Here is a 12,668-nt window from a genome sequence, read left to right as displayed (position 1 = left end):
TGTTGTTCCTCCATTCTGTCAGCCGAGGCCCGCAGAATGGGTACCTGGCAACCTGACGACCGTGCACTGCTTAAGCAGTGGGTAGGCTCATGGCTTTGCGTCCTTCCTTTTCAGGTAAGTTTGCCTTTTTCAGTTTTTTTCTTATTATAATTCCAGTATGTTGCATTAAAATAGTAACTATGTACCTATTAAAGCTTTTACATGACACTTATCGAGAAGTTTGAAATAAAAAGCTGTGTCCTATCATTCTTTTTCTTGATTTCACGATTTTAAAAAGAAGATTGTATGAGAAAGAAGGCGGTTAAACCGAACAATGCCGCAATGGACATAAAAAGGGCGCCCACAGCAAGCCGTCTTTTCCTAGCATCGCCGGCATATTTTTCTTGAATATAGGCGGCCCATTTCCAAGCCATAATATGGGTTATTACAATAAAAGCTAGTATGAGCAAGCTTATTAGAGATTGTGTCATAACGATTCCTTTCTATATAAAAGTTATTTCGTGTTATTTCTTCTTACCCTTAAATGGGTGGATCACGCTGAATTTTTAGGAATGAATAGTTTATGGTTCACAAGTTTGGCAATCAAGCATCAACGGCCTTCCAATTTACTGCCGCCCTTCAATTAATACTAGAGCCTTCGCGGAAACTCCTATAGACTGGGAATATAGAGAAATTCCTTCCACATACCCGTTTGATCAACACGCTTTTCAGGAATTTGCTTTCAATTGAATTCGATTAAGACATATTACTTGAAGGAGGGTTCCGTATGATCAGTTCAAAATACTTGGATCTACTGGCAGAAAAATACGACAGCGAAGAAAAGGTGGCGACGGAGATCATCAACTTGGAAGCCATTTTGAATTTGCCGAAAGGGACGGAGCATTACGTCAGCGACCTCCACGGCGAATACCAGGCATTCCAGCACGTGCTGCGCAATGGCTCCGGCAACGTCAAAGTGAAAATTAGGGATCTGTTCGAGGGTGAGATGGGAGAAGAAGAGCTCAACGAATTCGCGACGCTCGTCTATTACCCGGAAGAAAAATTGAGCCTGATCAAAAGCCATTTCAGCAGCAAGCAAGAGCTGAAGGACTGGTATATCGAAACGATCGAGCGGCTGCTCAAGCTGGTAGCTTACGCTTCATCCAAATACACGCGCTCCAAATTGCGCAAAGCCTTGCCGAAGCAATTCGTCTACATTATTGAAGAGCTTCTATATAAAACGGACGAGTTCACCAATAAGAAAGATTATTATGCGAAGATGCTCGAGCAAATCATTTCATTGGGGCAAGTGGACAAGCTGATTGTCGGCCTCGCCTATACGATGCAGCGGCTGACCGTTGACCATCTTCACGTCGTCGGCGATATTTACGACCGGGGACCGGATCCGCATAAGATTATGGACACGCTTATTGATTATCATTCCGTCGACATTCAATGGGGCAACCACGATGTCCTGTGGATCGGCGCTTATTCCGGCTCCAAAGTCTGCCTCGCGAACATCATCCGCATTTGTGCACGCTATAACAACCTGGACATTATCGAGGATGTGTACGGCATCAATTTACGTCCGTTATTGAATTTGGCGGAGAAATATTATGAGGACAATCCGGCATTCCATCCAAAGCGGATTTCAGATGAACAATTAACGGAACAGGAACAGCTGCAGATCACTAAGATTCATCAGGCGATTTCGATCATCCAGTTCAAGCTCGAAAGCCCGATCATCAAACGGCGCTCCTGTTTCGCCATGGAAGACCGCCTGCTATTGGAGAAAGTCGATTACGATAAAAACGAAGCGACGATCCACGGCAAAACTTATCCGCTAGAGAACACATGCTTTGCCACAATCGATCCGAAACACCCCGACCGCTTACTCGAAGAAGAACAGCAAGTCATCGACAAATTGCTGTTTTCCATCCAGCATTCCGAGAAACTGTCGCGGCATATGAACTTCCTTATGAAAAAAGGCAAGCTGTATCTCCAATACAATGGCAATTTGCTCATTCACGGCTGTATCCCGCTCGAAGAAAACGGTGATATGAAGCAAATGGAAATCGAAGGCGAAAGTTACGCAGGACGGGAATTGCTTGATGTTTTCGAAGAGTATACCCGCTATGCGTTTGCGCATCCGGAAGAAACCGATGATTTCGCGACCGATATGGTGTGGTACCAATGGACAGGCGAAAACTCCTCGCTGTTCGGAAAACGCGAAATGACGACTTTCGAACGCTATTTCATCAAAGACAAAGAAACGCATAAAGAACGGAAAAACCCGTATTACCATTTGCGTGAAGACGAAGACATGTGCCGCAAAATGCTTGCGGAATTCGACTTGAACCCCGACTACGGCCGCATCATCAACGGGCATACGCCGGTCAAAGAACGGGACGGCGAAGACCCGATCAAAGCGAACGGCAAAATGATCGTCATCGACGGCGGGTTTTCGAAAGCCTATCAGTCAACGACGGGAATCGCCGGCTATACGCTGTTGTACAACTCTTACGGCATGCAGCTCGTCGCGCATCAGCGTTTTAATTCCAAGGAAGAAGTATTGCAAAATGGAACCGACGTCTTGTCGATTAAACGATTGGTCGACGAAGAACTTGAGCGCAAAAAGGTGCGGGAGACGAATATCGGGGAAGAGCTCCTGCAGGAAATCGCCAATTTGAACAGCTTAAGAAAGCATCGCTATATGAATTAACCGCATCAAGAGCAAGAACTGGCATCCAGTTCTTGCTCTTTTTTTAGTGAAGATAGATTCGGGAGAGCTCTTAACTCAAAGAGCGAAACCCAGTTAATTGGAATTTGTATTGTGGGAATTTTTGGTTATCTCTGTTAGTCTAATAAGGACAAGGTCTTAATGAGCGTAATTTAAACTATAAGATGACTGGAGGGAGTCCATGCCAATTTGTCAGAACTGCCACAAGCGATGGAGTTGGAAGCAAACGGTTAAAAAGATGTTCACTTTGGATACCAGCATGATTTGCCCGCATTGCGGGAAAAAGCAATTGCTTACCACGCAATCGAAAAAAAGAGCCGGCCTTTTAAACTTCCTAACGCCATTGGCTATGCTTTTCGGGGTTTTATTTAATCTCTCGGTCGTTACGATATTCATATTGATCATCGCCAGTGGGGTCATCGTTATAGCTGCCTACCCATTTTTAGTCGAATTGACAGAGGAAGACGAACCGCTTTGGTAAAGTAAGCGGGAAGAAGGACGTGTTCATATCTTTTATCCATTCAGTTTTTACATAGCCGTTCTAATAGCCATCCTGTACTGCATAGTTTTGTGGATGCTGCGAAACCTGGGGAAATTCAGGGTTCCGCTACTCATCTATGGTGTGGTGGTTCAGTTGTCGTTTCTCGCGTTCTTTTTTAGGATGAGCCGTTATTTCAGGACCAGCGACAGTGTGAACCGGGATTATTTCGATGTCTTTGGGAACGGCCTCGCCATTTTCTATCTATTGATGGTCGTTCCATTCGTCGTGGCGCTATGGGTGCAGGTCTATAAAGGCGTATGGCGGTTGGATATCGGCAAGTTTTCCAAAATCATCATGGTGGTGTTATTTGTCCTGGTGACTTTAGTAGTCGCATTCGTCGGTTTTTATGCACATATCCTGTTCTACTACGGCTTTGCGCCGTGATGATTAACAGCGGGCTTTCTTGAAAAAGGGGGAGACGAGATGTTCAGTAAATATTCAATTGGACTCATCATTTTGGGAAGTCTATTGCTCATGCTCAACCGTTTGATCTCTGGGTATTCCGAGCCGCTTGCACTTATCGGTTTCCTGCTGCTGTTTGGAGCGGTGGGCACCGTTTTCATTGCCGTGTTGAAAAGAGAGCCGGGGCAATTGAAAGTTTGGTCGCTCTCTATTTTCTTCGTCATCCTTTTTGTCATCACCTGGGCAGAACCCTTCGAGATTTTGCGCCTGATGACGTGGCTCAAAAATATGTAATGAAAAAAGCGTGAGGCACCGATTGATTCGGTACCTCACGCTTTTTGAATATTAACTTAAGCGGTCGTCATGCCGCCAGTGATGCTGTAGATCTGTCCTGTAACATAGCTAGCTTCGATGGAAGCCAGGAAGACATAGACAGAAGCGAGTTCTGCCGGTTGGCCTGCGCGGCCGATTGGCGTCTCTGGTGTGCCTTTGCCGAATTCAGGAATGTTTTCCTGAGGCTGTCCGCCGGAAATCTGAAGCGCTGTCCAGATTGGGCCTGGCGCGACGGAGTTGACGCGGATGCCTTTGTCCGCCAATTGTTTAGACAAGGATTTAGTGAAGCCGATGATCGCGAATTTCGTTGCTGAATAATCCAGCAGCATCGGGCTTGGGTCAAAGCCTTCAACTGAGCTTGTCGTGATGATCGACGCGCCTTCTGGTAGGTATGGAAGCGCCGCTTTCACTGTCCAGTACATGGAATAGACATTGACTTGGAATGTTTTTTCAAGCTGTTCTGTCGGAAGGTCGGCAATGTCTTTGACGGCTTGCTGCTTGCCGGCTACGAGTGCCAAAATGTCCAATCCGCCAAGTTCAGTGTTCGCTTTTTCAACCATTTCCTTGTTGAACGCTTCGTTGCTCAAGTCGCCGGGAATCAAGACGGCTTTGCGGCCTTCTGCTTCGATTAATTGTTTCACTTCATCGGCATCGGATTGCTCTGCTGGCAAATAATTAATTGCCACGTCTGCCCCTTCTCTAGCGTATGCAATGGCTGCAGCACGGCCGATTCCGGAATCACCACCGGTTACTAGCGCTTTGCGTCCTTCAAGCTTGCCTGAACCTTTATACGTCTTCTCGCCGCAGTCCGGCACAGGAGTCATTTGGTTTTGCACGCCAGGGGCTTCCTGGTATTGTTTCGGAAAATCTTCCGTTGTATATTGCGTTCTAGGGTTTTGGATATTCGCCATTTCAATCTCTCCTCAGGTTGGTAATAGTTGGTTTCTACCTTTATCTACCACTTGAAACAAGAGTGAAACCTTTAGTGGAAATGTAAGCGTTCCAATTGGCAAAAAAGTGAAAGGGCTCTATAAACGGTTCAAATTCAAGGTGCAGGAATGAAATGATGCTCTCATATATGTTATAAAGAAACAGGTAAATACATAGAAGCGGCGCCGCTTAGAGTTTATTCAATGCAGCGCAAGAAAATGAAAGGAATGATTGTTTGTTTGATTTTATTGATATTGACTGGGGAAATTTATTAGTTGAGGCGGGAATCATTGCCGCTCAAGTCATCGGGATTTTAATCGCATTCGTGATTGTGCGGGCAATCGGGAAAAAGCTGATCAACCGCTCGTTTGACCGCTTGACGAAAAAAGGCGACGTGACCAATGGCCGCGCTTTGACGCTTCGCGCGTTGTCGGAAAACGTCTTCTCGTATGCTTTGATCTTTATTTTGGTTGCGACTTTGTTCAATATATTCGGACTGTCCGTCGCCAGCCTTATAGCCGGCGCAGGAATCGTCGGCCTTGCGATCGGTTTTGGCGCACAAGGCCTCGTCAGCGACGTGGTCACCGGCTTCTTCTTATTGCTGGAGAAACAGATTGACGTCAACGATTATGTAACGGTTGGAGCCATTGACGGCGTGGTCGAATCAGTCGGGTTGCGGACGACGCAAATCCGCAGTTTCGACGGTACCTTGAATTTCATTCCGAACCGCGATATTACGACTGTCAGCAACCATTCCCGTGGGAATATGCGTGCACTCGTAGATATTGGCGTATCGTATGACGAAAACATCGACGAAGCAATGGCCGTGCTAAAAACGGTATGTGAAAAAGTTGGGAAAGACAATGCTGCCATCGTCGAAGGGCCGGATGTCATCGGCGTCCAGGCGTTCGGTGCATCTGATGTAACGCTGCGCATCATCGCTAAAGCGAAAAGTGGAGAGCAATGGGGAGTCGAGCGCGAGTTGCGCAAGTCCATTAAGGAAGCACTCGATGCCCATGATATCGAAATCCCTTTCCCACATCAGGTCACGATTCACAAAGGTTTGGGGAATCCTGTCCAGTCATAAGCGAACAATAGAAAGTGAAGGATCGGCATTGTCTAATCAGTGCCGATCCTTTTTATTATGAACGCCTAATTTATTATCCTAATATTATAATGAATATAGGGTTTTACTTCTCTTTTAATGGGTATTTTGAATAAGAAGAGAGAGGTGCTAAATGACTACGGATGGACAATTGTTGGAAAGACTGAAGTTTAGAGACAAAGCCGCCTTGGAATTGATATACGATGAATACTATTTATTGCTTTGGAAAGTCTGTTACCGAAAATTTAACGACCAAGCGGAATGCGAGCGCGTCCTAACAGAAGTTTTTCATCAGTTGTGGAAATGTCCGCAGCAGTTTAGTGGGAATAAAAGATTAATATTTTATTTAATTGAATGTACAAACAGCACAATAGCGAGTATGCAAAGAAAAGTACAATGCCAGTTGCATAACGAAAGAACATGCAGCTAAATGGCTATTGAAATTTAAATCTACAAGAAAAGGCAGCTTGATTATTTTGCCTGGACACTTTTAGAAGGATAATATATTGACTACGGTTAGAAGGCATCATTCCCAGTTTTTTGAATAGGGGATGGTGTTTTTTCTTGTATATCAGCTCCGCTTCTGAAAGAAAAAACTTCCTATTGTTAATATTGACAATATTACTCAACAGATGTAGATTTTAGTCAATTGAACATAACGATTGAGAGGCTTCACAAAGAGCTGGAATCGATATTAAATATATTCATCGCCAGAGCAGCTTTGGCCCTAATTTTTTATGGAATATAGAAATGAGGAAATGACTTGAAGAAGCAATTTATCGTGATCGGCCTTGGGAGATTTGGCAGCAGCATCTGCAAAGAGCTGTTCAATCTGGGACATGATGTCATGGCAATCGATTCATCGCCGGAACGTGTCGACATGATGAGAAATTTTTCTTCCCATACCGCTGTGGCGAATGCGACAGACGAAGCAAGCTTGAGGGAACTTGGAGTACGGAATTTTGAACACGCAGTCGTGGCGATCGGCGAGAATATGCAAACGAGCGTGTTGTGCACATTGATGCTCAAGGAAATTGGCGTTCCGCTCGTATGGGTCAAAGCGAAAGACGTGCAGCACCAAATGATTCTCGAGAAGGTAGGGGCGGACCGCGTCATCCAGCCGGAAAAAGAGATGGGCATCCGCATCGCCCATCATATGGATTCAGAGAAAGTCGTAGATTATATCGATTTATCGGAAGACTATAGCATCATCGAATTGGTGGCTTCCGAGAAATTGATGAATCAAAGTTTGCTCGAACTGGACATCCGTGCAAGATACCAATGCACAATCCTGGCTATCAAGCGCGGAGATGAAGTGAATGTCGCGCCGATGCCGGACGATCAAGTAAAGTTGAACGATGTGCTGGTCGCTATGGGACATCGTAATGATTTGAAGCGCTTTGAAGAAAAAGGAATTTAGAACAGCTATTGAATTCGGGCAAATCCCAAAAGAGAGGCACACTTCGATGGAAGTGTGCCTCTCTTTTTAATTGATAAAAATTTAAGTACTTAATATATAGAAGGAGAATGATGTGCGAAGAGGAATTGATTAGCAAAGAGACTCGTTGAACATTAGGAAGGGATGTGCGCGATATGGCAAAAGTCTGTTTTGGAATGATCACCTCTCTCGATGGGTTCATCAGCGACCGTCATGGAAAACTCGACAAGCTTTACGAAAGCTTCAAGCCCAATGATGAAATCAATGAGGTGATGGCGAATACAGGAGCGGTCATCATGGGCCGGCGAACCTATGATATGACGGACGACCCGGATGCCTATGCCGACGATTATGAATTCCAGGTGCCTATTTTTGTCCTGACGCACCATCCGCCGGCCAAGCATCCGAAAGAAAATGACAATTTGAGCATCACCTTCGTGACGGACGGCATAGAGACAGCAGTCCGGAAAGCAAAAGCCACCGCAGGGGAGCGAGATGTCGTTGTACTTGGCGCCGATGTCGGCCAGCAAGCATTGCGTGCAAATCTGGTGGACGAACTGCAAATTGCCATCGCTCCAGTGCTTCTTGGTACTGGAACCCGCATGTTCGAACACCTGGATGATATGGAGATTCAATTGGAAAAAATCCGGACGATTGAGACGGATGAGCAAATGGAGATTTACTATAAAGTCATTAAGTCGCCGTCAAAAAAATTCTGACGGCTTTTTTCTTGTGCGCGACATTAACGAGCATTTCAATCTAATAAATCAAGACTATAAATAAAATTTTCAAAAAACATTGATAATTGATTTTTGTAATGATAATCTTCTTATGAAAGCGCTTTATTTTTTTGTCAAATAGTTGAACTAAATTCAACTTTATTGAATGAAAATAAAATAGGAGGTCTATTATGGAGAAATTCACTTCACGTATTGTCCAATTTTATAACAAATCAATTGAGGAACGTCTTCAATTGGTAAAGAATTCATTCGAAATAGAAGAAGCAGAATTTGAAAAAATAAGCACAGAAACTCAGGGGCTGCCCTTGGAAGTAGCAGATCGGATGGTCGAAAACGTTGTAGGAACTTTCCAACTCCCGCTCGGAATCGCCACTAATTTCACCATTAACGATAAAGATTATCTTATTCCGATGGCAGTGGAAGAACCTTCTGTTGTTGCAGCTGCCTCAAACATGGCACGTATTGCACGGAAATCTGGCGGGTTCCGTACCTCCTACACAGGTTCTTTGATGATTGCTCAAATGCATGTTCTTGAGTTGGAAGATACAGAAGGTGCTAAGGAAAAGATACGAGAAGCTAAACCGAGATTATTGGAGATGGCAAACTCCTTCGACAAAACATTAGTACGTTTGGGCGGAGGTGCAAGAGATATTGAAATGCGCTCGCTTCAATTACGAGATGGTCAAAACGTTTTAGCTATTCACCTAATTGTAGATGTACTAGATGCAATGGGGGCAAATACAGTCAATACAATGACGGAAAAGTTGACTCCAGAAATAGAACAAATTACTGGTGGAAAAGTATTGTTGCGGATTTTGAGCAATCTTGCTTCGTATCGATTGGCCAAAGCCCAAGTATCTATTCCAGTGGAGCATTTAGAAACAGAGGGCTTCTCCGGTGAAGAAGTTGCCAAGCGAATGGCTCTCGCAAATGAAATAGCGATTGTCGATCCTTATCGGGCAGCGACGCATAACAAAGGAATCATGAACGGAATAGATCCAGTGATTGTGGCCACAGGAAATGATTGGCGGGCCATTGAAGCTGGGGCTCACGCTTATGCGGTTCAAGATGGCCAATATCGTGCGTTGACTGAATGGGTGGTGGAGGATGGCCGCTTACATGGGACGCTTGAATTGCCGATGGCTGTAGGAATTGTCGGCGGAGCCACTAAAACGCATCCGACTGCTCAGTTGTGTTTGAAGTTAATGGGAATAGAAACAAGCTCAGAGCTGGCCCAGCTAATAGCAGCTGTTGGACTTTCTCAAAACATGGGAGCTATTAAAGCACTGGCAACGGAAGGAATCCAAAGGGGACATATGGCACTCCATGCGAGAAACATCGCTGTTCAAGCCGGTGCTCGAAAAGATCAGATTGACTGGCTAACCCAGCAGATGGTGTCAGAAAAAGATGTGCATGTCGATCGGGCAACGGAATTGCTCAAACAAGCCGAAAAAAAATGATAAGCGAGATGATTTTATGAATTCCCAAGAAATTGGCAAGAAAATAAAAGAATTAAGGCGCAAAAAAAATATGACGCAGCAAGAACTCGCAGAAAAATGCGGATTTACAAATAGCTTGCTTTCAAAAATCGAGAATGGCCAAACAGGGTCAGCCATCGCAACACTCTCTAAGATTGCCGCTGCACTCGGTGTAAGTTTGGCTTGGTTGCTTCAAGAAGATCAAAGTGAACCGCTAGTTATTATGAAAAAAGAAGAGCGGCAAACAGTAGCGGCTGGAGAAGAAAAAGGCTATTTATATGAACCGCTTGCCAATCATTCAGCCAATAGCAAGATCGAACCCGTTATTGTCAGTGTGCTGCCAGAGAATAAAAATCTACAGCCCTATACGCACTCGGAAGATGAATTTATCCTCGTGCTTTCAGGAGAGATCAACCTGAACTTTGACGGTAAAGATCAATATTTGAAAGCAGGCGACAGTGCATATTTCAAAGGCACTACGCCTCATGTGTTTTTACCAGTGAATAGCCAAGAAGCTAAAGTCCTGTCTGTCTTTGTTGCGCATTTAGAATAAGGAGGTAAGCGATGGAAAACCGAAATGATATTTTCTATGATGTCTGGGGAGATAATGTCAGCTTGAAAGATTTGTTGATATCCATGATAGCTTCGATAGCAGGAACCTTAGGGGGATATTTATTAGCCCCTAACGACCAACCCCTTCCTTTGATTTTTGGCCTTGTCGGTGGAATTGTCGCCTTTATTATCTGCAGTTTTATTTTTAAGCCTAAACGGCATATAACGAAGGAAGAAGAGGTGGATTCCTGATGGATATAACTATTCTGTTACTGATGGTGGCCGCTAGTGTCGGGGGAGCTGTTTTATATACCATCATCGGAGTTGCTCCGGGAACTGATGAAACAGCCGTTTTAGCCCCGGTTACATTGGCTCTTGTCTTATTGGAAGTACCGCCTCAGGTTGTCTTGGCCTTTTTCATCTCTGCAATTGTCGCTAAGAAATTAACTGATTCCATACCAGTAGCCATTGCAGGGATTCCTGGAGGAGTCATGGCAGCGCCGATGGTTGAACATGCAATGGTGCTTAAAAAGCATGGACTTCCTGATGTTAGTATCCGAAAAATGGCTTCGGGATCTGTTATCGGAACGCTTGTCTCCATTCCATTCAGTGTGTTGGTCGCTTCACTGATTATCCCGTATGCAGAAGCAATCAGCGCCCATTCTGGATTGATTTTCTTCTTAGGCGCCGTATTTCTAGCGTTGATGTCATCGAGTAAATTTTTATCACTCGTCATCATTCTTCCATTTGCATTATTAATACAAGGTCTTCGCCATTTGTATTGGGACACTGGAATTGTTCCGCCCGAAACTACTGTCTTTGTATCCTTTTTCTTAGGGATCACAATCGGGCCGATTATTTTTAAGTTATTTGAACTGACGAATAAAGAAAGCCGTAACTCCAGCCAGATTTTAGGTTTTAAAGAAATATCCTTGAAAAAGCCTAAACCGGTAAAAGGATTCCCCAATCCTTTCTCAATTTTAACTAAGCAAGAGGTAGGTACTTCCGCTTTAACGAGTGCTCTTGGTACACTGACTTTCTTTTTGTCTCCAGTAGGTATGACAATTTTCTTAGGGGAAAGTTTAACCAGGCACATCAAAGATCCTGTAAAGCGGGCATCAAGAGCGATTTCTTCTATGGATGGCCTCACCAATGCCGCATATCTTTCCGGTACATTAATCCCGTTACTAGCAATAGGTCTCCCGCTGTCACCGATGGCTATCGGCCCGGCGAATGCTTTATTCAATGCCCCGCCGATTTTAACGCCTGAGAATAATATCCATCATATTTTATCGATGGGTGAAATTGTTTTTGCGAGTGTTGTAGGAGCGGCGATTGCTTTGTTCATTACGTTTTATGCAACTATTAAATATTCGAACGAAATATGTTCTTTTGTATTTAAATACATTCCACATGAAGCGATGATAGGTTTATTTGCAGGCCTCGTCGTGATGTTGGCATTCATGGATGCCGGGTGGGTCAATATTTTTGGAGTAATTTTAATCGCTTTGGTTTCCGGTCTTTTACACCGGCATGGCGTCAACTACGGTGTCATGTTTATGATTTTATATGCAGCTCCTTGGCTATTAGGGGTTGTCGGAAATTAAATATGATTATGTAAATAACAGGACTTCCGCTTCGTGTGGGCGTCCTGTTTTGCGTTCTCATTTCCTGTCCATTCGAATTTCCATTAGAATGGAGGAAACAATCGCAACGAAAGGAAGTGCGCGAAATGGACATGAAGATTTTCATCGTGGAAGACGATCAGGCGATTTTCCAATCCTTGAAGGAAAGCTTGGGCAAATGGGGGATGCAAGTGGTCGGCCCTGATTCTTTCGACGATGTCCTGGGCAGTTTTATGACTGAGAAGCCGCAATTGGTCATCATGGACATCCAGCTCCCAGTGTATGATGGGTTCCATTGGTGTCGTGAAATCCGGGCGGTTTCGAAAGTGCCGATCATTTTCCTGTCTTCGCGCGACCATCCGATGGACATGGTCATGTCGATGCAGATGGGGGCAGATGATTATGTCCAGAAGCCGTTTCATTCCGATGTGTTGCTGGCGAAAATCCAGGCGACGTTGAGACGGGTGTATTCCTACGGCGAAGAAACTTCTGACATATTGGAATGGAACGGTGCCATGATCGATCTGAAGCGCGGCATCATCCGGCTCGGCGGCAAGGAAGCTGAACTGACGAAAAACGAGTTTTTCATTTTAACAGTGCTCGTCGAAGCGAGAGATGAAATCGTCTCCCGTGATGAGATCATCCGAAAGCTATGGGACGATGAGCGTTTCGTCAACGACAATACGTTAACCGTCAACATTACGCGGCTGCGCCAAAAGCTGGCGGATTTGGGACTCGGCGATGCCATTTTGACGAAAAAAGGATTGGGCTACGTGGCCGTCACCTTATAGGAAAGAGGGATTCG

The 12,668-nt window shown here is 44.7% G+C and carries 13 protein-coding genes and 1 riboswitch; of the genes, 12 read left to right on the top strand and 1 reads right to left on the bottom strand.

Annotated features, from left to right (window positions below; translation table 11 throughout):
• Positions 1 to 43: 43 nt before the first annotated feature.
• Positions 44 to 135: riboswitch (cyclic di-GMP riboswitch) on the bottom strand.
• 634 nt (positions 136 to 769) lie between these two features.
• From M1Q06_RS15545 to M1Q06_RS15530, 4 genes are all read left to right on the top strand, one after another.
• Complete coding sequence (locus tag M1Q06_RS15545) at positions 770 to 2,701, top strand: fructose-1,6-bisphosphatase (protein ID WP_434402900.1); 1,932 nt, start codon at positions 770 to 772, stop codon at positions 2,699 to 2,701.
• Between the two features lie 199 nt (positions 2,702 to 2,900).
• Positions 2,901 to 3,200 carry a TIGR04104 family putative zinc finger protein gene (locus tag M1Q06_RS15540; RefSeq protein WP_434400543.1) on the top strand — a complete coding sequence of 100 codons (300 nt, stop codon included), beginning with the start codon at positions 2,901 to 2,903 and terminating at the stop codon, positions 3,198 to 3,200.
• 210 nt (positions 3,201 to 3,410) lie between these two features.
• Positions 3,411 to 3,644, top strand: coding sequence for a hypothetical protein (locus M1Q06_RS15535; protein ID WP_434400541.1), 234 nt, complete (start codon positions 3,411 to 3,413; stop codon positions 3,642 to 3,644).
• A gap of 39 nt (positions 3,645 to 3,683) precedes the next feature.
• On the top strand, positions 3,684 to 3,956 hold the full coding sequence (locus tag M1Q06_RS15530; protein WP_434400539.1) for a hypothetical protein: 273 nt from the start codon (positions 3,684 to 3,686) through the stop codon (positions 3,954 to 3,956).
• 56 nt (positions 3,957 to 4,012) lie between these two features.
• Here the strand turns inward: M1Q06_RS15530 and M1Q06_RS15525 are convergent, their stop codons facing one another.
• Positions 4,013 to 4,906 carry an SDR family oxidoreductase gene (locus M1Q06_RS15525; protein ID WP_101191909.1) on the bottom strand — a complete coding sequence of 298 codons (894 nt, stop codon included), beginning with the start codon at positions 4,904 to 4,906 and terminating at the stop codon, positions 4,013 to 4,015.
• Between the two features lie 254 nt (positions 4,907 to 5,160).
• Here M1Q06_RS15525 and M1Q06_RS15520 point away from each other — a divergent pair, with 254 nt between their 5' ends.
• The 8 genes from M1Q06_RS15520 (at position 5,161) to M1Q06_RS15485 (ending at position 12,654) form a co-directional block, all read left to right on the top strand.
• Positions 5,161 to 6,012, top strand: coding sequence for a mechanosensitive ion channel family protein (locus tag M1Q06_RS15520; protein ID WP_434400537.1), 852 nt, complete (start codon positions 5,161 to 5,163; stop codon positions 6,010 to 6,012).
• A 781-nt stretch (positions 6,013 to 6,793) separates the two neighbouring features.
• The gene (locus tag M1Q06_RS15515; protein WP_404335333.1) at positions 6,794 to 7,450 is read left to right on the top strand and encodes a potassium channel family protein; all 657 of its coding nucleotides are present in this window, start codon (positions 6,794 to 6,796) and stop codon (positions 7,448 to 7,450) included.
• A gap of 173 nt (positions 7,451 to 7,623) precedes the next feature.
• Positions 7,624 to 8,187 (top strand): dihydrofolate reductase family protein, encoded by a 564-nt coding sequence (locus M1Q06_RS15510; protein ID WP_434400534.1) that lies wholly within the window; start codon positions 7,624 to 7,626, stop codon positions 8,185 to 8,187.
• Between the two features lie 191 nt (positions 8,188 to 8,378).
• Positions 8,379 to 9,668: a hydroxymethylglutaryl-CoA reductase, degradative gene (locus M1Q06_RS15505; protein WP_434400532.1), complete on the top strand. Its 1,290-nt coding sequence runs from the start codon at positions 8,379 to 8,381 to the stop codon at positions 9,666 to 9,668.
• Complete coding sequence (locus M1Q06_RS15500; protein WP_434400531.1) at positions 9,622 to 10,239, top strand: helix-turn-helix domain-containing protein; 618 nt, start codon at positions 9,622 to 9,624, stop codon at positions 10,237 to 10,239. Before M1Q06_RS15505 ends, M1Q06_RS15500 begins: the two co-directional genes overlap by 47 nt.
• An 11-nt stretch (positions 10,240 to 10,250) precedes the next feature.
• The gene (locus tag M1Q06_RS15495; protein WP_404335325.1) at positions 10,251 to 10,490 is read left to right on the top strand and encodes a hypothetical protein; all 240 of its coding nucleotides are present in this window, start codon (positions 10,251 to 10,253) and stop codon (positions 10,488 to 10,490) included.
• Complete coding sequence (locus M1Q06_RS15490; RefSeq protein WP_404466943.1) at positions 10,490 to 11,845, top strand: tripartite tricarboxylate transporter permease; 1,356 nt, start codon at positions 10,490 to 10,492, stop codon at positions 11,843 to 11,845. Before M1Q06_RS15495 ends, M1Q06_RS15490 begins: the two co-directional genes overlap by 1 nt.
• 125 nt (positions 11,846 to 11,970) lie before the next feature.
• A complete protein-coding gene (locus tag M1Q06_RS15485) occupies positions 11,971 to 12,654 on the top strand; it encodes a response regulator transcription factor (RefSeq protein WP_404466942.1) in 684 nt (227 codons plus the stop codon).
• Positions 12,655 to 12,668: the final 14 nt, after the last annotated feature.

The organism is Planococcus sp. 11815 (assembly GCF_051096385.1).
Lineage (GTDB): Bacteria > Bacillota > Bacilli > Bacillales_A > Planococcaceae > Planococcus > Planococcus citreus.
Note: the sequence above shows the minus strand (reverse complement) of the source record. Positions and strands in the feature narration are given on the sequence as shown.

Bases quoted from the DNA above. Each gene is read 5' to 3' on its own strand.
- M1Q06_RS15540 (WP_434400543.1), top strand. From the start codon at position 2,901: ATGCCAATTTGTCAGAACTGCCACAAGCGATGGAGTTGGAAGCAAACG.
- M1Q06_RS15530 (WP_434400539.1), top strand. From the start codon at position 3,684: ATGTTCAGTAAATATTCAATTGGACTCATCATTTTGGGAAGTCTATTG.
- M1Q06_RS15525 (WP_101191909.1), bottom strand. From the start codon at position 4,906: ATGGCGAATATCCAAAACCCTAGAACGCAATATACAACGGAAGATTTT.
- M1Q06_RS15510 (WP_434400534.1), top strand. From the start codon at position 7,624: ATGGCAAAAGTCTGTTTTGGAATGATCACCTCTCTCGATGGGTTCATC.
- M1Q06_RS15505 (WP_434400532.1), top strand. From the start codon at position 8,379: ATGGAGAAATTCACTTCACGTATTGTCCAATTTTATAACAAATCAATT.
- M1Q06_RS15500 (WP_434400531.1), top strand. From the start codon at position 9,622: ATGTCGATCGGGCAACGGAATTGCTCAAACAAGCCGAAAAAAAATGAT.
- M1Q06_RS15495 (WP_404335325.1), top strand. From the start codon at position 10,251: ATGGAAAACCGAAATGATATTTTCTATGATGTCTGGGGAGATAATGTC.
- M1Q06_RS15490 (WP_404466943.1), top strand. From the start codon at position 10,490: ATGGATATAACTATTCTGTTACTGATGGTGGCCGCTAGTGTCGGGGGA.
- M1Q06_RS15485 (WP_404466942.1), top strand. From the start codon at position 11,971: ATGGACATGAAGATTTTCATCGTGGAAGACGATCAGGCGATTTTCCAA.